Origin of the sequence: Luteimonas sp. 9C (assembly GCF_902506295.1) — a bacterium.
GTDB lineage: Bacteria > Pseudomonadota > Gammaproteobacteria > Xanthomonadales > Xanthomonadaceae > Luteimonas.
In genome coordinates, this window is sequence record NZ_LR733313.1 from 72,863 (window position 1) to 95,160 (window position 22,298).

Here is a 22,298-nt window from a genome sequence, read left to right on the forward strand (position 1 = left end):
GGACTACGCGCTGGAAGGCGTCGGGTTCCTCCGCGCGCAAGCGCCATGATCGAGGCTTTGCGAGGGCTTGGATACACATCAGGGACCGCGTTGGCGGACATCATCGACAACAGCATCTCCGCTGGCGCCGGCGTTGTGGACGTCACCTTTGGTTGGGCTGGACAGGACAGCTGGGTATCTGTTCTGGACGATGGGGTGGGCATGGACGATGCCGAACTTGAGTCCGCGATGCGGCTGGGTGACAAGAATCCGATACACGATCGAGAAACCACAGATCTTGGCCGGTTCGGCCTAGGGCTCAAGACGGCGTCCTTCTCACAGTGTCGACGACTTACCGTGTCGAGCTGGAAGAATGCTGAGGAGTCCGTACTCCGCTGGGACCTTGATTTACTTGCCGCCGGGGATGATGGCGGCTGGGACCTTCTAGAGAGTGCGGCGCCTGGATCGGAGACGCGGGTCAACGTTGAGCGGTCGACCGAGACCGGAACCTTGGTTGTATGGGAGATTCTGGATCGCCTTGTCCCCAAGAGCAGCACAGAACAAGACTTCCTGGAGCTAATTGATCGTGTCGAGCGACATCTCGCGATGGTGTTTCATCGCTACTTAGATGGGAGCGGTCAGGATCTTCTGATCAGCATCAATGGCAAACGCATCGCTCCTTGGGATCCATTTCTCGCATCCCATCCGGCGACTTGGACCTCACCTCCGGTCAGTATCGAGACCGCGTATGGAGTAATCCGGCTCCAAGGGCATGTCCTTCCCCACAAGGACAAGCTTCGTGCGAAGGAGCTGGAACAAGCCGCAGGGCCAGACGGGTGGACTGCACAGCAAGGATTCTATGTCTACCGGAACCAACGGCTGCTGCTTGCAGGCAGCTGGCTTGGGCTTGGGAAGGGGCGTTCGTGGACGAAAGAGGAGTCTTTCCGGCTCGCCCGTATTCGTCTCGACATTCCCAACAGCGCGGATGCTGATTGGAAGATCGACATACGCAAATCGACGGCGAGGCCACCAGTCGCGATTCGCGAGCGCATTGCCCGGCTTGCGGAGGACATCAGGGATCGGGCCAGGAAGGTCTTCGCTCATCGCGGGAAGCCGTTGCGTCGTACGAGTGGAGATGAGGTTGGACAAGCTTGGCTCGCGGAGCATTTTCTAGGAGGCATCCGCTATCGCGTCCAACGCGAACATCCAGCAGTCAAAGCTGTTCTGGAGGATGCAGGTGATCTTTCAGCCCAGGTCGTAGCGATGCTGCGCGTACTTGAGGAGACCATCCCGGTTCAACGCATCTGGCTGGATACCGCCGAGGCGACCGAGACGCCGCGTACCGGATTTGCCGACCAGCCCAGCGAAGAAGTAAGTGGAGTCCTAGCGGTGATGTACCGGAACCTTGTCCTTCGCAAAGGCATGTCCCCTTCAGCGGCGAAGCGGCAGTTGGCGCTTACCGAACCCTTCAACCTTCACCTTGATCTGGTTGAGAGACTGCCTGATCTGGTACCCGAATACGGAGATTCGCCGTCATGCTGACCGCAAACGAGATCACGGTGGTCAAGTTCGTCCAAGAGCTCTTGGTCGCCGAAGGTGAACCAATTACGCCGCCTCTCATCAGCCAAAAGATCGACTTTGTCCTCCAGATGATGCCGAAGTGGAAGGATGGGCTGGACCGCGATGCGGTGACAGAAGAACTCATCAGGCGCTTCAGCCTCTGGGTTGGCGAGGACGTGACCATGGCTAGCAATGTCGGGCATGTCGCGTGGTTGGACTCGGCTCGAAAGAGGGATTGGCTCTACTGGCAGCGCTACCGCGAGATGCTAGAGAGAAAGCTCTCTTGGACCGCGGTCGATGCTGTCGACGTTTCGACGGACAAGGTGCTCGGACTGCTGGAGGATCCTTTGCGACATGGACCTTGGGACAGGCGAGGGCTTGTCGTGGGCCATGTCCAGTCTGGGAAAACTGCGCATTACACCGGTCTGATTAGTAAGGCTGCTGACGCCCAGTACAAGGTGATCATCGTTCTTGCCGGCCTACACAACAATCTGAGGTCCCAGACGCAGATAAGGTTGGAGGAAGGGTTCCTCGGGTATGACACAAGTGCAAGAGATTCCCTCCGTCCTGTCGGTGTGGGTGAACGTGATTTTGACAAGAGCATCGCGCCCAACTGCGCGACGACGCGCGCTAACTCGGGCGATTTCGGCAAGAAGGTGGCGAAGCATCTCGCGATATCGCCTGAGCAGCGTCCTTGGCTTTTTGTGGTCAAGAAGAACAAATCGGTTCTCAGCGAGCTCCTGAGATGGATACAAAACCACGTGGCCGATACGAAAACTCACGATGAAGATGTGGATGTCTCTGGAGACAAGCTTCCACGCGTCAGGAAGATCGTGACCAAGCTTCCGCTCTTGGTGATTGATGACGAAGCAGATCACGCATCTGTGGATACCCAAGAACAGACCTTCGATCCCGATACGGGAAAGCCTGATGAAGAGCACAATCCGACAGCAATCAACAAGCTGATCCGACGAATTCTCAATTCTTTCTCACGGTCGGCTTATGTGGGATACACCGCTACGCCATTCGCCAATATCTTCATCCATGAGCGTGGGGAGACGAAGCAAGAGGGGCCTGATCTCTTTCCCGCGGCCTTCATCCACAACCTCGCCGCACCCTCGGACTACATAGGGCCATCCGTGCTGTTCGGCAGACCCTCACCTGCGGGGCGCGAAGGCGCGCTTCCCTTGATCCATACGGTGAACGACTACGCGACCGAGAGCGAAGATTCCGGGTGGATGCCACAGAAGCATCGTAACGGCCATGTTCCTCGCTGGAGCGCGGAAGAAGGACTTCCGCCCAGCCTGCGGAAGGCGATCGAATCCTTCCTGCTGGCCTGTGCTGCGAGAGTCTGCAGAGATCAGGGGCGTGAGCACAGTTCGATGCTAATCCACGTAACGCGCTTCACCTCGGTGCAGAACGAAGTCTATGCGCAGGTGGATGAGTACATAAAACGGTTGAAACAAAGGATCGTGCGAAGGATTGATCACCAGCCGATCCTCGAGCGCCTTCGCCGGCAATGGGAAATTGAATTCGTGCCTGCGACTGACGCCTTGGTGGACAGGGATATGGTCCCCGCGAATCTGAAGATCGCATGGGAGCGGCTAGTCGCTGTCCTGCCCGAGGTCATCGAAGACATCGAAGTCCGGACCATCAACGGTACGGCGAAGGATGTGCTCGACTACGCCGAAAACGACGGCAAGGGTTTGAAAGTCATCGCCATTGGCGGAGACAAGCTTGCGCGGGGCCTTACCTTGGAAGGGCTTTGCACCAGTTACTTTCTGCGCGCCTCCAAGATGTACGACACACTGATGCAGATGGGGCGTTGGTTTGGCTATCGCCCCGGCTACGTTGATCTTTGTCGTCTGTACACGACAGACGATCTTGTCGAATGGTTTGGTCACATCACCGACGCGGCCGCCGAGCTCAGGGAGGAGTTCGACCTGATGGCGAGCTCGGGTGGTACGCCCCGGGAGTATGGTTTGAAAGTCCAGTCGCATTCCGTGCTCACGGTGACTTCCCAATTGAAGATGCGGACGGCGAGAAGTCTGATGGTCTCGTTTAGTGGGCAGCTCATGCAATCCGTATCGTTGTTTCAGGAAAAGGAAATCCTGGAAAAGAACCTGGAGACTACGGAACGCTTCTTGAAGTCACTGGGAGTTCCATCGGAGACGAATCCGGAAAGATTACGAAACGGCGATAAACAGAGATGGGCCGGATATCTCTGGAAGAGTGTGCCCGGTGTAGAAGTTGCAGACTTCATCGATTCACTGAGAACACACCCGCAGGCATACCGCGTACAAAGCGCGGTTCTCGCGGAGTTCATCCGCTCGATGATTGCTGGGAATGAGCTTACGGAATGGACAGTAGCGGTCTTGGGGAACCAAAGCGGAACCACACTCGCTGTCGCGCCGGGTGTCGACGTCAACATGGTTAATCGCAAGGGCGAGGGTATTCCCGGACGATATGCCATCGGCGTTCTTCTCGACCCTAAGGACGAGTCGATAGATCTTGACGCTGATCAATGGCAGGCGGCACTCGACGTAACGAAGCTTGCGCGGAAGCCAGACACGCAGGACGCAGAGTCGGTCAAGGAGCCCACCCATCCGTCAGGACCTGCCATCCGTAAGGTGAAGGGTCTTGGAACGGAAGGGGGAGGTGTGTCTGCCCATCCAGAACGTGGTCTGCTGATCCTTTATGTACTCGATCCAGAGGGGGCCAACGAATCAAAGGTCGGGGTTCCGGTTGTTGCTTTCGGCATCAGTTTTCCTGGAAGCAAGTCGGACCGGAAGGTCGAGTACAAGGTGAACAATGTCCTCTGGGAGCAAGAATATGCACCCGCAGGATGATGTGGCGCAGATCAGTTCGGCGTGGAGGGCTCTGGACGCAGATCACGCTGAAGCTGGATGGACCTCGATACCGTTCGAAGAGGGCGAGCGATACAGGGTCTACGTTGCACGTCGATTTCCCGAGAATGCAGAGGCCGTCCTTCTCGATCTAAAAGGTGCAACGCTGCCCAAAGAGAAGGCGCTTCCGAAAGGCCGTGGCTTCCGCGTCGTACTAGCCAGAACGATTGCTGACGCCCAGCGACCTTGGCTTGCCATTTATCGCCATCCGGGAGCGCAACTGCATTTCTTCGAGATGATGGTGGTAGATATCATCCAAGTCATAAGGGAGTCGGAACTCAAAGGGAGTGATGACCTCGCATCTGCGACGTTGAAGCGCGTGTCTGCGTGGCAAGAGTTCATGCGCCGGGCCAGTGACGGCGTGCTGTCGCCCGAGGAGGAGACAGGTCTTTATGGAGAGCTCATGGTGTTGCATCAACTGGAGCGTCATTTGGATCTGCATCCTGCACTTGAATCTTGGTCTGGTCCCGGCGGCGGTCTGCACGACTTCGTGCTGGGGAGCGGTGCTATCGAGGTGAAGACGACGGTCTCGTCCGGCTCCTTCCTCGCGAAGATCGGAAGCCTTGAGCAGCTCGACAACGTCATCGTGTCCCCGCTTCACATTGCCGCAGTGCGGCTGGAAGTCGATGCCGCAGGATCCTCCCTGCCAGAATTGGTTGAACGTACAAGAAATCGAGTCGGGATCGATTCTTATACGCTGGCACTGTTTGAGCAGCGTCTTGGTCTTGCTGGATACATTGATGAGGTGTCAGATCACTACCAACGTCGATTCAATCTAGTTGAGATCCGCTATCTGACCGTGGACGAAGAATTTCCTCGTCTCGTGCATGCAAATGTTCCGTCGAGCGTACGAGCGGCACGATATGAGATCGAACTTGATCCTGGATCATCCAAAGACGATCTGGAAAGCATACTTGCCTCAACTGGAGTGATCTGAAGATGGATCTCGAAGAATTCCTCGTCCAGACGAGGTTGGACGTACAGGAAGAGATAGCGGAGCGGCTTGGGGAATCCGGATCCCCTTATCCATACGAGGAGTCTGTGTACGCCGAAATTGTCATGACGCACATGGCTGAGATTGGGATGACCTTCGAGCCGCAGGTCTGTCACTACACGGCGAAGTCGGGCAATGCGAACGTCAAGATCAGCGGTTACTCGATCTCGGAAGAGGCTGATCAGATCGATCTCTTCGTGAGCCTCTACAGTGGGACGGAGAGCGTCCAATCGATACCTGACAGCGAAACCAAGGCGGCGGCAGAGCAGTGCTTACGCTTTCTTGCGAAGTGCGCCGAAGGGAAGCTTGCGTCAGCTATCGATCCGGCGAACGATGCTTTTGAACTGGCTATGACGATCCAGAAGAGTTACGCCAAACTGGACCAGATCCGGATCTATGTTCTGACTGATGCAGTAGCGAAGTCTAAGAGCTTCAAGTCGAGGGATATCCAAGGCAAGACCATCAAACTTGAGGTCATGGACATCGAGCGTCTGCATAGGCATTGGTCGGAGGGCAAGCCCCGTGACGAACTCGTAGTGAACTTCTTGGACTTGGCAGGCGGCGCAATCCCGTGCGTTTACGTTCCAGGTGAATCGGATTACGACTACGCCTTGACAGTAATTCCAGGCGAAGCTCTTCGATTCATCTATGAGAAGTTCGGTGCTCGACTTCTGGAGGCGAACGTACGGTCCTTCCTCAGTGCCACAGGGAAGGTCAATCGTGGAATCCGAGAAACGCTGCGCTCCGATCCCGACAGGTTCATGGCTTACAACAACGGCATCGTCATCGTTGCCGACGAGGCGCATCTCGCGAGGGCCGATGACGGGAGCCCAGGTTTGGCATGGCTTAAAGGTATGCAGATCGTCAATGGTGGACAGACAACGGCGTCCATCTACTTCACCGCCAAGAAACACTCCGGCGTGGATCTGACGAAAGTACGAGTGCCTGCCAAGGTAATTATTTTGAAGTCGGATGACTCAGCTGCTGAGGAGGCGATGATCGCGGACATATCGCGCTATGCGAACAGCCAGAACGCGGTCAGACAGTCTGATCTCTCTGCAAACACGCCTTTCCATGTTGAGCTCGAAAAACTGGCCGCCACGACCTATTGTCCGGACGGTGTCGGGCGCTGGTTCTACGAACGTGCAGCCGGTAGTTACTCGACCACGCTTGCTAGGGAGGGCGCAACGCCGGCTCGCTATCGCCAACTCAAGTCGGTTGTCATCCCGCCTTCTCGGAAGATCACGAAGACCGATCTGGCCAAGTATCTGAACGCATGGGATGGAAAGCCGCATTTGGTGAGCTTAGGATCGCAGAAGAACTTCACTGAATTCACCGCTGGGTTGAAGGATAAAGAAGACAGCCTTCTAGTCTTGCCAGACGTTCGAATCTTCAAACACATGGTCGCGAAGGCAATCCTGTATCGAAAAGTTCAAGCACTGGTGCGGCCGATGTTTCCGGCCTTTCAAGGAAATGTGGCGACCTACGTCATAGCAGCCTTGGCTCACAAATATGGCGATCAGATCGATCTGGATCGGATTTGGTTGCAGCAAGACTTATCTGAGGCTTTGAAAGAGGTGGTCCGTACTCTGGCGCCCCAAGTCAACCGGGCTCTTCACGAGAGTTCGAATGGCCGCATGGTGTCTGAGTGGGCAAAGAAGCAGGAATGCTGGGAATTGATCAGGTCGTCCAATTTTGGGTCTGCCGTGATCGAAGTTCCTGAGGTGAGAAGGTTGTAGGAGTCAACAGACAGGGGGGACGGCTCCGAGTTCACCTCTTGCTCGGAGCGCGCGGATACACCGTGGCTATCCAACAGACCCGTCGCCCACAAACATATGTCCCGAATCGACTGCACCAGCTGCGCCGGCCCAGACATCTTCTCTTCGAGAATGCGCCATCTGCCCGACCGGCGCTTCGGTGAGCGGGCCGATGATGCAGGCGGCGGCAACGTCGGCGTCTTGGTGGGAAACTCCTTGCGTTCGATGTAGCCAGCAGGATGTCGCTGAAAACTTCGCCGAAGCTGACGCGTTCGGCGTTCAATTCGGGGTCGAAGGGCTCGGCGATGAAAGCGTAGGCCAAGACTGGGCCCGCGAGGGCGCAATGCACGGAAGCTTCGATGGCGACGCCCAACTGTTCGCGGCTGTCGGTGAGGGCAGGCGGCGCCATGAGGAATCAAGATATTTTACGCGGCTCTATAAATCGTCTTAAATGTCGATTTATTTGACTATTCAGCTTTTAGTCGTCATATTCGGCGACATATGAGCACTCCTGCCCGCCATCATGTCGTGTCGCTCGCTCAGTTGGGCAGCCAGCTGGCAGCCCTGCGCGTGTCGCGCAACCTGACCCAAGCGGAACTGGCCGAACAGGCTGGCGTGTCCAAGCGAACAGTCGAACGCTTGGAAGCAGGGGCCACGGCCACGCAACTGTCCACGTTCCTGCGGGTCTGCGGGGTGCTCGGGCTGGAAAGCAGGCTTGCGCAACTGGTACCCGAACCAGTGGACAGCCCCGTGGCCCAGCTGCGGCAGCAGCGCCGCACACGCCAGCGCGCATCGGGGACTGGCAAGGATGCTCCGGCAGCGAAGGCGAAGCCGGGCAAAGGTTGGAGTTGGGAGGCATGACCATCGCCGAAGTCCAGCTCTGGGGCCGGACCATCGGCGCCGTTTCGGTGCAGGACGGCGAGACCACGGCCGCATTCGATTACGTCCCCGAGTTCCTCGGCAGCGGTGTCGAGCTTTCGCCGTTGCACATGCCGCTGCAGCCGCGGATCTACGCCTTCCCGGAACTGCCGAAGCCCGCGTTCCACGGCTTGCCGGGCCTGCTGGCCGATTCCCTGCCGGATCGCTTCGGCAATGCGCTGATCGATCAATGGCTGGCGATGCAGGGCCGCACGCCGCAGAGCTTCAACGCCGTCGAACGCCTCTGCTACACCGGCGCGCGCGGCATGGGCGCGCTGGAATTCAAGCCGGTCAGCGGCCCCAAGGCCAGCCGCTCCGACACGCTCGACGTCGCCGCGCTGGTCGGCTTGGCCTCCGACATCCTGACCCATCGCGAAGGGCTCGCCGCCAGCCTCGAACGTCCTGCACGACAGAAGGCCATGCAGGACATCCTGCGCGTGGGCACATCGGCCGGTGGTGCGCGCGCGAAAGCGCTGATCGCCTGGAATGCGGAGACCCACGAGGTCCGCTCGGGCCAGGTGCAGGCTGATCCGGGCTTCAGTCACTGGCTGCTCAAGTTCGACGGGGTGTCGGGCAACAAGGACAAGGAACTGCTCGATCCACAGGGCTACGGCGCCATCGAATACGCCTACGCGTTGATGGCGCAGGCCGCCGGCATCGACATGAGCGAGTGCCGTCTGCTGGAAGAGGGCGGACGCCGCCATTTCATGACGCGCCGCTTCGACCGGCTCGACGACGGCCACAAGCTGCACATGCAGTCGCTCGGCGCGCTGGCGCATTTCGACTACAACCTGCCCGGCGCGTATTCCTATGAGCAGGCCTTCCTCGTCATCCGGCAACTGGGCCTGCCGATGGCGGCCCTCGAACAGCAGTTCCGCCGCATGCTGTTCAACGTGGTGGCGCGCAACCAGGACGACCACGTCAAGAACATCGCGTTCCTGATGGACAGGCAGGGTCAGTGGTCATTGGCGCCGGCCTTCGACGTGAGCTACAGCTACAACCCCGACGGTGACTGGACCGCTACGCACCAGATGCGGGTCAACGGCAAGCGCGATGGGTTCACGCTGGAGGACTTCAAGGCGGCAGCGGCGGTCGCCGGCCTCACGCGCGGACGCGAGAAGAAGATGCTGGAGGACGTGCGGGCCGCGGTTGAAGACTGGCCGGCGTTCGCAGTTCAGGCCGGGGTGGACGCGCAGCAGATCCAGCAGATCGGCGGCGTGCACCGGCTGCGATTCTGAGTTTCGTGGTGGTGGAAACGTCGCGACGTTCTTGTTACCAGCCGGATGGACGCTATCGCCAATATCAGGTGGTGCGGGCTACCGGATGGACCCCGCCGCCCGCAAGCACACTGCCCGGATCGAATCTACAAGCGCCGGCCCCGATGTCTTCTCCTTGAGGATCGGCGCGACCGGTCCGACCAAAGCCTCGGTGAACGCGCCGACGATGCAGGCGGCGGTGACGTCGGCGTCCTGGGCAGGGAACTCCTTGCGTTCGATGCCGGCCAGCAGGATGTCGCGGAAGACTTCGCCGAAGCGGCGGCGGCCGCGGATACGTTCGGCGTCCACTTCGGGGTCGACGGGCTCGGCGATGAAGGCGTAGGCCAGCGCCGGGCCAGCGAGGGCGCGGCGCACGAAGGCTTCGATGGCGGCGCCCAGCTGATCGCGGGCATCGGTGTGGGCGGCGGCCGCGCCGCGCAGGATCACGATCTCGGCATCGATGGCGACGGTCAGCACTTCGACGAACAGTTCCGTCTTGGACGGGAAGTAGCGGTAGATCAGCCCGGTCGACACGCCGGCCTCGGCAGCGACGGCCGCCACCTGCGCACCCCGGAACCCGCCCACCGACACCAGCGTGCGCGCGGCCTGGACGATCCGCTCACGGTTGCGGGTCATCCGCTCTTCCATCAGGTCCGAACGCCGGTAACTCAAAATCGTGATCCTTGGTTCAATTGTTGAATTCTAGTTCAATTTTTGCCCGGAACCCGTTAGCCTGTCCCGGTCAGGACCACCACGCAGGCGTGCTGCCGTGCGGGTCGTCGTCCCGGGAACCTGGAGTCCAGCATGCGTATTCCGTCCATCGATTTCCAACTCGGCGAAGAGATCGAGATGATCCGCGAGTCCGTGCAGGACTTCGCCGCGCAGGAGATCGCGCCCCTCGCCACGCACGCCGACGAAGACAATGCGTTTCCGCACGCGCTGTGGGCCAAGCTCGGCGCGCAGGGCCTGCTGGGCATCACCGTCGAGGAACAGTACGGCGGCACCGGCCTGGGCTATCTGGCCCACGTGGTGGCGATGGAGGAGATCTCGCGCGCGTCGGGCGGCATCGGTCTGTCCTACGGCGCGCACTCGAATCTCTGCCTCAACCAGCTGCGCAAGAACGCCAGCGAGGCGCAGAAGCAGCAGTACCTGCCGAAGCTGTGCAGCGGCGAGCACGTGGGCGCGCTGGCGATGAGCGAACCGGGCGCGGGCTCGGACGTGGTGGGCATGAAGCTGCGCGCCGAACTGCGCGGCGACCGCTACGTGCTCAACGGCAACAAGATGTGGATCACCAACGGGCCCACCGCCGACGTGCTGGTGGTCTACGCCAAGACCGATCCGGCCGCCGGCCCGAAGGGCATCACCACCTTCATCATCGAGAAGGGCTTCAAGGGGTTCTCCACCGCGCAGAAGCTCGACAAGCTCGGCATGCGCTCATCCGACACTTGCGAGCTGGTGTTCGAGGATTGCGAAGTGCCGGTCGAGAACGTGCTCGGCGAGGTCGGCGGCGGCGTCAAGGTGCTGATGTCGGGTCTCGACTACGAACGCCTGGTGCTGGCGGGCGGTCCGCTCGGCCTGATGGCCGCGGGCCTGGATACGGTGCTGCCGTATGTGCACGAGCGCCACCAGTTCGGCGAGGCCATCGGCAACTTCCAGCTGATGCAGGGCAAGATCGCCGACATGTACGTCGCCTACAACGCCTGCCGCGCCTATGTGTACGCGGTGGCCAGGGCGGCTGACGCCGGCAAGATCACCCGCCAGGATGCGGCCGGCGTGATCCTCTACGCCGCCGAGAAGGCCACATGGCTGGCCGGTGAGGCGATCCAGGCGCTGGGCGGCAACGGCTACATCAACGAGTACCCGGCGGGCCGTTTGTGGCGCGACGCCAAGCTCTACGAGATCGGCGCGGGCACGTCGGAGATCCGGCGCATGCTGATCGGCCGCGAACTGTTCCGCCAGACCAGCTGAGGCGCGCACCGATGGCCATCCTGCAGAGCCGGATCGATCCGGCCGGTGAGAGCTTCCAGACCAACGCGGCCGCGATGCAGACGGCGCTCGACGATCTGCGTGCCACCCATGCGCGCATCGCCCAGGGCGGCAGCGAGGCCGCGCGCGAGAAGCACCGCAAGCGCGGCAAGCTGCTGGTGCGCGATCGCATCGATGCACTGATCGATCCCGGCGCGCCGTTCCTCGAGGTCGCGCCGATGGCGGCGCACGGCATGTATGGCGGCGAGGTACCGAGTGCGGGTGTCGTCGCGGGCATCGGCCTGGTCAGCGGCGTCGAATGCATGATCGTCGCCAACGATGCGACGGTGAAGGGCGGCACCTATTACCCGATCACGGTGAAGAAGCATCTGCGTGCGCAGGAGATCGCGCAGCAGAACCGTCTGCCGTGCATCTACCTTGTCGATTCCGGCGGCGCGTTCCTGCCGATGCAGGACGAGGTGTTCCCGGACCGCGATCATTTCGGCCGGATCTTCTACAACCAGGCGAATCTCTCGGCGCAGGGCATTCCGCAGATCGCCTGCGTGATGGGCTCATGTACCGCCGGCGGCGCCTACGTGCCGGCGATGAGCGACGAGACGGTGATCGTCAAGGAACAGGGCACGATCTTCCTCGGCGGCCCGCCGCTGGTGAAGGCCGCGACGGGCGAGGAAGTGGACGCCGAATCGCTGGGCGGCGCCGATGTGCACACGCGCATCTCGGGCGTGGCCGATCACTTCGCCGAAGACGATCTCGATGCCCTGTCGCGCGTGCGCGACATCGTGGCTTCGCTCAACTGGCGCAAGCAGGGCGAACTGCTGACGCAGCCGTCGGAAGAGCCGCTGTATCCGGCCGAAGAACTCTACGGCGTCATTCCGGCCGATACCCGTAAACCGTACGACGTGCGCGAGGTGATCGCGCGGCTGGTCGATGGCTCGCGTTTCGACGAGTTCAAGGCGCGCTACGGCACCACGCTGGTGACCGGTTTCGCGCATCTGCACGGTTATCCGATCGGCATCGTCGCCAACAACGGCATCCTGTTCTCCGAGAGCGCGCTCAAGGGCGCGCACTTCGTCGAGCTGTGCGCCAAGCGCGGCATTCCGCTGCTGTTCCTGCAGAACATCACCGGCTTCATGGTCGGCAAGAAATACGAGAACGGCGGCATCGCGCGTGATGGCGCGAAGCTCGTCACCGCGGTCGCCTGCGCGAAAGTGCCGAAGTTCACCGTCGTCATCGGCGGCAGTTTCGGCGCCGGCAATTACGGCATGAACGGCCGTGCGTATTCGCCGCGCTTTCTGTGGATGTGGCCCAACGCCCGCATCGGCGTGATGGGCGGCGAACAGGCGGCCGGCGTGCTGGCCACCGTGCGCCGCGATGGCATCGAAGCCAAGGGCGGCACGTGGTCGGACGAAGACGAGGATGCGTTCAAGGCGCCGATCCGCGAACAGTTCGAGCAGCAGGGCCATCCGTACTACGCCAGCGCACGACTGTGGGACGACGGCATCATCGATCCGGCCAAGACCCGTCGCGCACTGGGGCTGGCCCTGTCGGCGGCATTGAACGCACCGAACGAAGAAACCAGGTTCGGCATTTTCCGGATGTGACCGGGCGCGACGAGGACACCGCAATGACCGACACACCGAACATCGGGATCGAACGCAACGGCGCCGTGGCGACCTTGTGGATGGATCGCCCCGAGCGTCACAACGCGTTCGACGAACACCTGATCGATGCAATCGATCGCGGCCTGCAGACGCTGGGCGCCGACGACAGCGTGCGCGTCGTCGTGCTGGCCGGACGCGGCCGCAGTTTCTCCGCCGGCGCCGATCTCGACTGGATGCGCCGCGCGGCCGATTACGACGTCGCGCGCAATCGCGACGAGGCCGAAGCCTTGGCGTGCATGCTGCGCCGCCTGGCGGAGCTGCCGAAGCCGACCATCGCGCGCGTGCATGGCGCGGCGATCGGCGGCGGTCTGGGGCTGGTCGCCGCCTGCGACATGGCGGTCGCCAGCGACAAGGCGGTATTCGCCACGTCCGAGGTCAAGTTCGGCCTGATTCCCGCGACCATCGGTCCCTACGTGCTGCGCGCGATCGGCCCGCGCCAGGCCGCGCGTTATTTCCTGACCGCTGAACTCATCCAGCCGGCGAAGGCTTACGAGATCGGACTGGTGCACGAGATCGTCGCAGACGACGCCCTCGACGCCGCGATCGACACGCTGGTGCAGGCGCTGGCGCAGGGCGGTCCGAATGCGCAGGCCGAATCCAAGCGGCTGATCCGCGATCTCGATGGCCAGACCATCGGCGATGCGCTGATCGCCGACACCGCCGCGCGCATCGCCGACATCCGCGCCACCGACGAAGCCCGCACGCGCCTGGATGCGTTCCTGTCCGCGCGCCGCGCAAAGGACGCCCGATGACCACTGGAATTTCCGAAGGCGCGCTGTTCGACACCGTACTGATCGCCAATCGCGGCGAGATCGCGTGCCGCATCATCGCCACCTGTCGCCGGCTCGGCATCCGCACCGTAGCGGTGTATTCCGACGCCGACCGCAATGCGCGCCATGTGCGGCTGGCGGATGAAGCCGTGCACATCGGCCCGTCGGCTGCGCGCGAAAGCTATCTGCGCGCCGACAAGCTGCTCGACGCTGCACGCCGCACCGGTGCACAGGCGATCCATCCCGGCTATGGCTTCCTGTCCGAGAACGCCGCGTTCGCGCAGGCCTGTGCTGATGCCGGTGTGGTCTTCATCGGACCGAAGCCGTCTTCGATCCAGGCGATGGGCGACAAGCGCGAAGCCAAGGCACTGATGCAGGCCGCCGGTGTGCCGGTGACGCCGGGCTATCACGGCGACAACCAGGATCCCGCGTTCCTGCAGCAGCGTGCCGATGAAATCCGTTATCCGGTGCTGATCAAGGCCAGCGCCGGCGGCGGCGGCAAGGGCATGCGACTGGTCGAGAAGAGCGAGGACTTCGCCGCTGCGTTGCTGTCGTGCCAGCGCGAGGCCGAGAGTTCGTTCGGCGACGCGCGCGTGCTGATCGAGCGCTACATCGTGCGGCCGCGCCACGTGGAGATGCAGGTCTTCGGCGACAGCCACGGCAACGTGGTGCATCTGTTCGAGCGCGACTGCTCGGTGCAGCGCCGGCATCAGAAGGTGCTGGAGGAAGCGCCCGCGCCGGAGCTGAGCGATGCGCAGCGCGAGGCGATGGCACAGGCTGCGGTCGCGGCCGCGCGCGCGGTTGATTACATCGGCGCCGGCACGATCGAGTTCATCGTGGGCGAGGGCGGTGACTTCCATTTCATGGAAATGAACACCCGGCTGCAGGTGGAACATCCGGTCACCGAACTGGTCACCGGCATCGATCTCGTCGAATGGCAGCTGCGCGCAGCCGCCGGTCAGGCGCTGCCGCTGCGTCAGGATCAGATCCACCACCGCGGCCATGCGATCGAAGCGCGTCTGTATGCAGAGGACGCGTTGAAGGGCTTCCTGCCGTCGACCGGCACGCTGCAGGTCATGCAGTTCCCCGAAGCGAGCGCGCATGTGCGCATCGACACCGGCGTGGAGCAGGGCGACGCGATCAGCCCGTGGTACGACCCGATGATCGCCAAGCTGATCGTCTGGGACGAGGACCGTCCACGTGCCCTGCAGCGTCTGCGGCAGACCATCGATGCGGTTCGCGTCGTCGGCGTGACGACCAATGCGGTATTCCTCGGGCGCCTCGCGCGCCAGGCGGATTTCTCCGCCGCGCGTCTGGATACCGGCCTCGTCGCGCGTGAGATCGACACGCTGCTGGCGCCGTTGCCCGTGGCCGACGACGCGGCGTGGATGCTCGCGGCACTCGGCCTGTGGGCGCGGACGCATGCGTTGTCGGCTGGCGAAAACACGTCGCCGTGGGCGCTGCGCGACGGCTGGCGGATCGGCGCCAGCGCGCCGCATTACATCGAACTGTCCGCTGGCGGCGAGACCCGCAAGCTCGCCCTGCAACCGCATGCCGATCGCGTCGAGATCGGCTTCGATGGGTCACCGATGCAGACCGCGACCGTCGCATGGTCCTCGCCGACGCTGACCGCCGCCCTCGACGGCGTGCGTCGCAACGTGGACGTGCTGGTGCAGGGCAGTCAGGTGGTGCTGTATCGCGGCGAAGACCGCTTCGTGTTCGAACACGTCGATCCCCTGCATCAACACGCGGGCGCGGAAGCGCACGCCGGCGCCGTGATCGCGCCGATGCCGGGCCGCATCGTCGAACTGCTGGCGCCGGTCGGCACGCCGATTACCAAAGGCACCCCGCTGCTGGTGATGGAAGCGATGAAGATGGAACACACGCTGCAGGCGCCGCACGACGGCGTGGTCAAGGCGTTCCTCGCGAAACAGGGCGATCTGGTGGCCGACGGCGCGGTGCTGGTCGATTTCGTCGAGGGCGATGCGGAGTCCGCGGCATGAGCGACTTCGTCCGTGTCGTCGAAGTCGGTCCGCGCGACGGCCTGCAGAACGAGAAGGCACTGGTACCGGCCGGGACCAAGATCGCGTTGATCGACCGGTTGTCGGTCTGCGGGTTCCAGGTGGTCGAGGCCACCAGCTTCGTCAGCCCGAAATGGGTGCCGCAGCTGGCCGACGCCGAAGACGTACTCGCCGGCATCCAGCGCCGTGACAACGTCGCCTATCCCGTGCTGGTGCCGAACGCGAAAGGTCTGGAGCGGGCACTGGCCGCCGGCGTGCGCCACATCGCGGTGTTCACCGCGGCCTCGGACGCGTTCAATCTCAAGAACACCAACATCGATGTCGACGGTTCGCTCGAGCGGCTGACGCCGGTCGTCGAACAGGCACGCGCTGCGGGTGTGTCGGTGCGCGGCTACGTGTCGACGGTGCTCGGCTGTCCCTACCAGGGCCATGTGCCGCTCGCCGACGTCGTACGCGTCGCCGGCGCCCTGCACGCGATGGGCTGCGAGGAGATCTCGCTCGGCGACACCATCGGCGTCGGCACGCCGGCGAAGGCACGCGAGATGCTGCTGGCCTGCGCGCAGGCCGTGCCGATGGCGCAGCTCGCCGTGCACTTCCACGACACCTACGGCCAGGCGCTGGCCAACGTGCTGGCGTGCCTGGACGCCGGCGTGCGCGTCGTCGACAGCGCGGTCGGCGGACTCGGTGGCTGCCCGTACGCGAAGGGCGCCAGCGGCAACCTCGCCACCGAGGATCTGCTGTACATGCTCGAAGGCCTCGGCCTGCGGACCGGTATCGATCTGCCGGCCGTGACCGACACCGCGGTGTGGATCAGCGGCGAACTGGGCCGCAAGCCGGCCAGCAAGCTGGCGACGGTGGCACTGGCGAACGCGGCGGCCTGATCCGACCGGCCTGCTGCGGCCGTTGCCGGGAGTCAGCCCTGCTTGTAGACGGTCCGCTGCCCGATCGGACTGCTTTTCTTCGCAGTCGGTCGGGCGAGGCCCGGGATGAGGAAGTCCGCGGCGCTCTGGCCACGCTTCGTCTTTTCTGCGAGCCAGCGCGGCATCCGGCCCCGACCGGACCAGGTGTGCCGCTTGTTCTGCGGATCGCGATACTTCACCGCCGCTTTCGCGCGCTTCTGCTTCTTCGCGGGCCTGCGGGCGGCGGGCGCAGGTGACGCGACGTCGACGAGTTCGTCGATCGCATACCCCTGCGACTCGGCATATGCGATCAGTGCGCTGCGCACGACCGCGACGGGTCGCCGGCTGGCCAGCACCGTCTTGCGTCGCTCGGCAGCGGCCAGCAATGCATCGAGCTCGCGAAGGGTAAGTGCATCGACATCGATCTTCATGCCGGCGAGCCTCGGGCCGCCCCGTCGCGCTGTCAACACATGATTCGCGCGGAAGCGGCCATGCACGACATCCTCGATCCTGTGCCCGGTTGGATCGCCTGCGCGAACCGGGCTCCGACCACGCTCCGACGTCCCGCGCCGCGCTCACGCCGGTCAGCGCGGGCCTCTCGGGAACACGCCCGGGTGGCGCACGCACCACACAGAAAAACGGCCCGCAAGGCGGGCCGTTTTCTTATCGAGTGACGCGATGGATCAGACCAGTCGCGTCAGCCAGCCATGCCGGTCCGGCGCGCGGCCGTACTGGATGTCGAGCAGATCCTTGCGGATCGCCATCGTGATCTCCCCCGGCTGCGCGTCCGCATCGCCGACGCTGAAATCGTGGCCCTTGAGCACGCCGATCGGCGAGATGCTGGCCGCCGTGCCGCAAGCGAAGACCTCGACGATCTCGCCCGAGCGCACGCCTTCGATCCACTCGGCGATCTCGACGCGGCGCTCGGTCACGGTGTGGCCGCGATCGCGCAGCAGCTGGATCACGCTGTCGCGGGTGATGCCCTCGAGGATGCTGCCGGTCAGCGACGGGGTGATGACGCTGCCGTCCTTCTGGACGAGGAACACGTTCATGCCGCCGAGTTCTTCGACGTACGTGTTGGTTTCCGCGTCGAGGAACAGCACCTGCGCGCAGCCGTTCTCGACGGCCTCGCGCTGCGGCAGCAGCGACGACGCGTAGTTGCCCCCGCACTTGGCCGAGCCGGTGCCACCGCGGCCTGCGCGCGCGTAGTCGCGCGAGAGCCAGATCGAGACCGGCTTGATGCCGCCCTTGAAGTAGGCGCCGGCGGGACTGGCGATCACGTAGTAGGCCACGCGACGCGCCGGGCGCACGCCGAGGAACTCCTCGTTGGCGATCATGAAGGGCCGGATGTACAGACTCGACTCGCCGCCGCCCGGCACCCAGGCTTCGTCCGTCCTGACCAGCTGCCTGATCGATTCCACGAACAGATCCACCGGCAGTTCCGGCAGCGCCATGCGACGCGCCGAGTGCTGCAGGCGACGGCCGTTGGACGCCGGACGGAAGGTCCACACCGAACCGTCGGCATGCCGGAACGCCTTCATGCCTTCGAAGATTTCCTGGCCGTAGTGCAGTACCGCGGCGGCGGGCGAGAACGTCAGCGGGCCGAAGGGCCGCACGTGCGCGTCGTGCCAGCCGTCGTCGACCGTCCAGTCGATGGCCACCATGTGGTCGGTGAAGTGCGTGCCGAAACCGGGATCGGCAAGGATCTTCTCGCGGTCGGCCTGCGCGCGCGCCTGCTGCGAGGGGACGTGGCGGAAGGTCGGGAACGTTGCATCAGTCATGCGCGGGACACTCAGATGTGCAGGGCGTGGCCGAGTGCGCGGAGTGCGGCTTCCTGCACGGCTTCGCCCAGCGTCGGGTGAGGGTGGATGGTACCGGCGATGTCTTCGAGCGTCGCGCCCATCTCGATGGACTGCACGAACGCGATCGACAGTTCCGACACCTGCACGCCGACCGCCTGCCAGCCGAGGATGCGGTGATCGTTCGCGCGCGCGACCACGCGCACGAAGCCGTCCGTCGATTCCAGCGACATCGCGCGACCGTTGGCGGCGAACGGGAACATCGAGGTCTTGATCTCGATACCCTGCGCCTTGGCGTCGTCCGGCGACAGGCCGACGACGACGACTTCCGGATCGGTGAAGCACACCGCCGGAATCGCCGCCGGCATGAAGTGGCGCTTCTTGCCGCTGACCACTTCGGCGACGAGTTCGCCCTGCGCCATCGCGCGGTGCGCGAGCATCGGCTCACCGGCGACATCGCCGATCGCCCAGACGTTGCGCATCGAGGTCTTGCACTGGTCGTCGATCCTGATCGCCTTGCCGGCGAGATCGAGACCCAGCGATTCGAGGTTGAAGCCATCGGTCTTCGGGCGACGACCGACCGCGACCAGGATCTGGTCGGCGTCGAGCGTCAGCTCGGCACCGTCGGGATCACGCACGCGCAGCGCGCCGTTGTCCGAAAGGCCCAGCACGCTGTGCTTGACCAGCACCTTGACGCCCGCCTTCTGCAGGTGAGTCGCGACCGGCTTGGTGAGTTCGGCGTCGTAGGCCGGCAGGATGCGGTCCTGCGCTTCGACCACGGTGACCTCGCAGCCGAGCTTGCGGTAGGCAGTGCCGAGTTCGAGGCCGATGTAGCCGCCACCGACGACGATCAGATGCTTCGGCAGCGAGGTCGGCGACAGCGCTTCGGTCGAGGAGATGACCTTGCCGCCGAACGGCAGGAACGGCAGCTCGACGACGTCCGAACCCGTCGCCAGCAGCAGGTGCTCGCACTTGATGCGCAGCGCGCCGCCATCTTCACCGGCGCCCGCGACTTCGACGGTCTTGCCGTCGACGATCGTGGCCCAGCCCTTGATCAGCTGCGCGCCATTCTTCTTCAGCAGCGCGCTGACGCCGCCGGTGAGCTTCCTGACGATGCCGGCTTTCCACTCGACGGTCTTGGCCAGATCGAGCGCCGGTGCCTGCACGCTGATGCCGAGCGGGGACGTACCGGCCGCGTAGCTCGCGACCTTGGCGAACTCCTCGGCAGCATGGATCAGCGCCTTGGACGGAATGCAACCGATGTTGAGGCAGGTGCCGCCCGCATTGACGCCTTCGACGACGATGGTCTTGACGCCGAGCTGGCCGGCGCGGATGCCGGCGATGTAACCGCCGGGGCCGCCGCCGATGACCAGCAGCTGGGTTTCGATGGTCTGGGTCTGGCTCATCAATTACTCCACGAACAGCAGTGCAGGGGTTTCCAGGCGCTGACGGATCGCCTGCACGAATTCGGCCGCGTCCATGCCGTCGACGATGCGATGGTCGAACGAAGACGAGAGGTTCATCAGCTTGCGCGCGACGACCTGGCCTTCGCGGAACATCGGGCGTTCGATGATGCGGTTGACGCCGACGATCGCCACTTCCGGGTGGTTGATGATCGGCGTCGACACCACGCCGCCGACCGGGCCGAGGCTGCTGATGGTGATCGTCGAACCGGACAGCTCGTCGCGCGTCGCCTTGCCTTCGCGCACGGCGGCGGCGAGACGGCCGATCTCGGCCGCGGTCTGCCACAGGTCCAGCGATTCGGCATGCGCGATCACCGGTACCGACAGACCCACTGCGCTCTGCGTCGCGATGCCGAGCTGCACGCCCTCGTAGCGGGTGACGATGTTCGCTTCGTCATCGAAGCGGGCGTTCATCTGCGGGAAGTCGCGGGCCGCGAGCACCACCGCGCGTGCCAGCAACGGCAGCAGGGTCAGCTTGCCGCGCGTCTTGCCCCAGCGGTCGTTGAGCTTGGCGCGTAGCGCCTCGACTTCGGTGACGTCGATCTCTTCCACATAGGTGATGTGCGGAATGTTCGACCACGACTGCTGCATCTTCTGCGCGATCTTGCGGCGCAGGCCCATGATCGGCACCTGTTCTTCGCCGGTGCGACGCGCATAGCCGCTGCCGCCCGCGCCACCACCGACCGGCTGCGCCTTGCCGCCGGCCTCGGCGTAGGCGTCGAGATCGGCGTGCAGGATGCGGCCGCCCGGACCGGTCGCCGGCACGTAGCGCAGCTCGATGCCCAGATCCCAGGCGCGGCGACGCACGGCAGGCGAGGCCAGCGGCTGTTCGCCGGCCGCGAGCACGCTGTTGGTGACCGCGCCGCGCGTATCGGACTTTGCCGCCGGTGCAGGTGCCGCGCTTTTCGCAGGTGCAGCGGCCGGCTTCGGCTCGGGCGCCGGTGCTGGCTTCGGCGCCTCGACCTTCGGTGTCTCAGTCTTCGCTTCGGCAGGCTTGGCGGCCGCCGGTGCCGGCTCGGCCGCACCGGCCTTCAGATTGCCGGCGCCTTCGACCTCCAGGCGGATCAGCTCGCTGCCGACGGCCATCATCTCGCCGGGCTTGCCGCCCAGCGACACGACGGTGCCCGCGACGGGCGAGGGGATCTCGACCATGGCCTTGTCGGTCATGACCTCGGCCACGACCTGGTCTTCGGCGACCTGGCCACCGACTTCGACCTTCCAGGCGATCACTTCGACTTCGGCGATGCCTTCGCCGATGTCCGGCATCTTGATGACGTGATGTCCCATGGCTCAGTCCTCCAGCACGCGCTGCAACGCTTCGATGACCCGGGCCGGGCCCGGGAAGTAGTCCCATTCCTGCGCATGCGGATAGGGGGTGTCCCAGCCGGTGACGCGTTCGACCGGTGCCTGCAGGTGATAGAAGCAGTGCTCCTGCACCAGCGCGACCAGCTCGGCGCCGAAGCCGCAGGTGCGCGTGGCCTCGTGCAGCACGATGCAGCGGCCGGTCTTCTTCACCGACTCGGTGATCGCGTCGAGATCCAGCGGCCACAGGCTGCGCAGGTCGATGACCTCGGCGTCGATGCCGGCGTCCTCGGCCGCGGCCTGCGCCACCCACACGGTGGTGCCGTAGGTCAGGATCGTGACCGCCTTGCCTTCGCGGACGATGGCGGCCTTGTCCAGCGGCACGCTGTAGTAGCCCTCGGGCACCAGGTTGTCGGCGTGCTTGGACCAGGCGACGACCGGGCGGTCGTGGTGGCCGTCGAACGGGCCGTTGTAGAGGCGCTTGGGCTCAAGGAAGATCACCGGATCGTCGTTCTCGATCGAGGCGATCAGCAGGCCCTTGGCGTCATACGGATTGGACGGCATGACCGTGCGCAGGCCAGCCACGTGGGCGAAGATCGCCTCGGGGCTCTGGCTATGCGTCTGGCCGCCGTAGATGCCGCCGCCGCAGGGCGTGCGGAACACCAGCGACGAGGTGAACATGCCGCCCGAGCGGTAGCGCAGGCGCGCGGCCTCCGAGACGATCTGGTCGTAGGCTGGATAGATGTAGTCGGCGAACTGGATCTCGGCGACCGGGCGCAGGCCGTAGGCGGCCATGCCGATCGCGGCGCCGGCGATGCCGCTTTCGGAAATCGGCGCATCGAACACGCGCTGCTTGCCGTACTTGGCCTGCAGGCCGTCGGTGCAGCGGAACACGCCGCCGAAGTAGCCGACGTCCTCGCCGAACACGACGACGTTGTCGTCGCGCTCAAGCATCACGTCCATCGCCGAACGAAGCGCCTGGATCATCGTCATCGGCGAGCCGCCGTTGTTCTGGGTTTCGCTCATG

Annotated in this window: 17 protein-coding genes; 11 read left to right on the forward strand and 6 right to left on the reverse strand. The window is 63.7% G+C overall.

The window, feature by feature from the left end; genetic code table 11:
* Window positions 1–45: 45 nt before the first annotated feature.
* The 6 genes from CURTO8I2_RS13375 (at window position 46) to CURTO8I2_RS13400 (ending at window position 9,352) form a co-directional block, all read left to right on the forward strand.
* The gene (locus CURTO8I2_RS13375) at window positions 46–1,521 is read left to right on the forward strand and encodes an ATP-binding protein (protein ID WP_159681759.1); all 1,476 of its coding nucleotides are present in this window, start codon (window positions 46–48) and stop codon (window positions 1,519–1,521) included.
* Entirely contained in the window at window positions 1,515–4,388 is a 2,874-nt protein-coding gene (locus tag CURTO8I2_RS13380) for a Z1 domain-containing protein (protein ID WP_159681760.1), read from the forward strand. The genes CURTO8I2_RS13375 and CURTO8I2_RS13380 overlap by 7 nt, the downstream gene beginning before the upstream one ends.
* The gene (locus tag CURTO8I2_RS13385) at window positions 4,372–5,382 is read left to right on the forward strand and encodes a PD-(D/E)XK motif protein (protein ID WP_159681761.1); all 1,011 of its coding nucleotides are present in this window, start codon (window positions 4,372–4,374) and stop codon (window positions 5,380–5,382) included. The genes CURTO8I2_RS13380 and CURTO8I2_RS13385 overlap by 17 nt, the downstream gene beginning before the upstream one ends.
* 2 nt (window positions 5,383–5,384) lie before the next feature.
* Entirely contained in the window at window positions 5,385–7,178 is a 1,794-nt protein-coding gene (locus CURTO8I2_RS13390; RefSeq protein ID WP_159681762.1) for an AIPR family protein, read from the forward strand.
* Between the two features lie 519 nt (window positions 7,179–7,697).
* Window positions 7,698–8,057, forward strand: coding sequence for a helix-turn-helix domain-containing protein (locus tag CURTO8I2_RS13395; protein WP_159681763.1), 360 nt, complete (start codon window positions 7,698–7,700; stop codon window positions 8,055–8,057).
* Complete coding sequence (locus CURTO8I2_RS13400; RefSeq protein ID WP_159681764.1) at window positions 8,054–9,352, forward strand: type II toxin-antitoxin system HipA family toxin; 1,299 nt, start codon at window positions 8,054–8,056, stop codon at window positions 9,350–9,352. Before CURTO8I2_RS13395 ends, CURTO8I2_RS13400 begins: the two co-directional genes overlap by 4 nt.
* Window positions 9,353–9,430: 78 nt before the next feature.
* Here CURTO8I2_RS13400 and CURTO8I2_RS13405 read toward each other — a convergent pair whose 3' ends face one another.
* A complete protein-coding gene (locus tag CURTO8I2_RS13405; RefSeq protein ID WP_159681765.1) occupies window positions 9,431–10,042 on the reverse strand; it encodes a TetR/AcrR family transcriptional regulator in 612 nt (203 codons plus the stop codon).
* A 132-nt stretch (window positions 10,043–10,174) separates the two neighbouring features.
* On the opposite strand from CURTO8I2_RS13405, the gene CURTO8I2_RS13410 reads away from it, so the two are divergent.
* The 5 genes from CURTO8I2_RS13410 to CURTO8I2_RS13430 are packed head-to-tail and all read left to right on the forward strand — an operon-like array spanning window position 10,175 to window position 16,689.
* The gene (locus CURTO8I2_RS13410) at window positions 10,175–11,338 is read left to right on the forward strand and encodes an isovaleryl-CoA dehydrogenase (RefSeq protein ID WP_159681766.1); all 1,164 of its coding nucleotides are present in this window, start codon (window positions 10,175–10,177) and stop codon (window positions 11,336–11,338) included.
* Window positions 11,339–11,349: 11 nt separating this feature from the next.
* Window positions 11,350–12,957, forward strand: coding sequence for a carboxyl transferase domain-containing protein (locus tag CURTO8I2_RS13415; RefSeq protein WP_159681767.1), 1,608 nt, complete (start codon window positions 11,350–11,352; stop codon window positions 12,955–12,957).
* Window positions 12,958–12,980: 23 nt separating this feature from the next.
* A complete protein-coding gene (locus CURTO8I2_RS13420) occupies window positions 12,981–13,769 on the forward strand; it encodes an enoyl-CoA hydratase-related protein (protein ID WP_159681768.1) in 789 nt (262 codons plus the stop codon).
* Window positions 13,766–15,790 (forward strand): acetyl/propionyl/methylcrotonyl-CoA carboxylase subunit alpha, encoded by a 2,025-nt coding sequence (locus tag CURTO8I2_RS13425; protein ID WP_201295558.1) that lies wholly within the window; start codon window positions 13,766–13,768, stop codon window positions 15,788–15,790. Before CURTO8I2_RS13420 ends, CURTO8I2_RS13425 begins: the two co-directional genes overlap by 4 nt.
* Window positions 15,787–16,689 (forward strand): hydroxymethylglutaryl-CoA lyase, encoded by a 903-nt coding sequence (locus CURTO8I2_RS13430; RefSeq protein ID WP_159681769.1) that lies wholly within the window; start codon window positions 15,787–15,789, stop codon window positions 16,687–16,689. Before CURTO8I2_RS13425 ends, CURTO8I2_RS13430 begins: the two co-directional genes overlap by 4 nt.
* A gap of 32 nt (window positions 16,690–16,721) precedes the next feature.
* Here CURTO8I2_RS13430 and CURTO8I2_RS13435 read toward each other — a convergent pair whose 3' ends face one another.
* The 5 genes from CURTO8I2_RS13435 to CURTO8I2_RS13455 form a co-directional block, all read right to left on the reverse strand.
* Entirely contained in the window at window positions 16,722–17,138 is a 417-nt protein-coding gene (locus CURTO8I2_RS13435) for an H-NS histone family protein (RefSeq protein ID WP_159681770.1), read from the reverse strand.
* A 252-nt stretch (window positions 17,139–17,390) separates the two neighbouring features.
* On the reverse strand, window positions 17,391–18,488 hold the full coding sequence (locus CURTO8I2_RS13440) for a branched-chain amino acid aminotransferase (RefSeq protein WP_159681771.1): 1,098 nt from the start codon (window positions 18,486–18,488) through the stop codon (window positions 17,391–17,393).
* Between the two features lie 11 nt (window positions 18,489–18,499).
* Window positions 18,500–19,912 (reverse strand): dihydrolipoyl dehydrogenase, encoded by a 1,413-nt coding sequence (gene lpdA, locus CURTO8I2_RS13445; protein ID WP_159681772.1) that lies wholly within the window; start codon window positions 19,910–19,912, stop codon window positions 18,500–18,502.
* Between the two features lie 3 nt (window positions 19,913–19,915).
* Entirely contained in the window at window positions 19,916–21,256 is a 1,341-nt protein-coding gene (locus tag CURTO8I2_RS13450; protein ID WP_159681773.1) for a dihydrolipoamide acetyltransferase family protein, read from the reverse strand.
* 3 nt (window positions 21,257–21,259) lie between these two features.
* Window positions 21,260–22,297, reverse strand: coding sequence for an alpha-ketoacid dehydrogenase subunit beta (locus CURTO8I2_RS13455; protein WP_159681774.1), 1,038 nt, complete (start codon window positions 22,295–22,297; stop codon window positions 21,260–21,262).
* Window position 22,298 lies beyond the last annotated feature (1 nt).

Bases quoted from the DNA above. Each gene is read 5' to 3' on its own strand.
- CURTO8I2_RS13375 (WP_159681759.1), top strand. From the start codon at position 46: ATGATCGAGGCTTTGCGAGGGCTTGGATACACATCAGGGACCGCGTTG.
- CURTO8I2_RS13380 (WP_159681760.1), top strand. From the start codon at position 1,515: ATGCTGACCGCAAACGAGATCACGGTGGTCAAGTTCGTCCAAGAGCTC.
- CURTO8I2_RS13385 (WP_159681761.1), top strand. From the start codon at position 4,372: ATGCACCCGCAGGATGATGTGGCGCAGATCAGTTCGGCGTGGAGGGCT.
- CURTO8I2_RS13390 (WP_159681762.1), top strand. From the start codon at position 5,385: ATGGATCTCGAAGAATTCCTCGTCCAGACGAGGTTGGACGTACAGGAA.
- CURTO8I2_RS13395 (WP_159681763.1), top strand. From the start codon at position 7,698: ATGAGCACTCCTGCCCGCCATCATGTCGTGTCGCTCGCTCAGTTGGGC.
- CURTO8I2_RS13400 (WP_159681764.1), top strand. From the start codon at position 8,054: ATGACCATCGCCGAAGTCCAGCTCTGGGGCCGGACCATCGGCGCCGTT.
- CURTO8I2_RS13410 (WP_159681766.1), top strand. From the start codon at position 10,175: ATGCGTATTCCGTCCATCGATTTCCAACTCGGCGAAGAGATCGAGATG.
- CURTO8I2_RS13415 (WP_159681767.1), top strand. From the start codon at position 11,350: ATGGCCATCCTGCAGAGCCGGATCGATCCGGCCGGTGAGAGCTTCCAG.
- CURTO8I2_RS13420 (WP_159681768.1), top strand. From the start codon at position 12,981: ATGACCGACACACCGAACATCGGGATCGAACGCAACGGCGCCGTGGCG.
- CURTO8I2_RS13425 (WP_201295558.1), top strand. From the start codon at position 13,766: ATGACCACTGGAATTTCCGAAGGCGCGCTGTTCGACACCGTACTGATC.
- CURTO8I2_RS13430 (WP_159681769.1), top strand. From the start codon at position 15,787: ATGAGCGACTTCGTCCGTGTCGTCGAAGTCGGTCCGCGCGACGGCCTG.
- CURTO8I2_RS13435 (WP_159681770.1), bottom strand. From the start codon at position 17,138: ATGAAGATCGATGTCGATGCACTTACCCTTCGCGAGCTCGATGCATTG.
- CURTO8I2_RS13440 (WP_159681771.1), bottom strand. From the start codon at position 18,488: ATGACTGATGCAACGTTCCCGACCTTCCGCCACGTCCCCTCGCAGCAG.
- lpdA (WP_159681772.1), bottom strand. From the start codon at position 19,912: ATGAGCCAGACCCAGACCATCGAAACCCAGCTGCTGGTCATCGGCGGC.
- CURTO8I2_RS13450 (WP_159681773.1), bottom strand. From the start codon at position 21,256: ATGGGACATCACGTCATCAAGATGCCGGACATCGGCGAAGGCATCGCC.
- CURTO8I2_RS13455 (WP_159681774.1), bottom strand. From the start codon at position 22,297: ATGAGCGAAACCCAGAACAACGGCGGCTCGCCGATGACGATGATCCAG.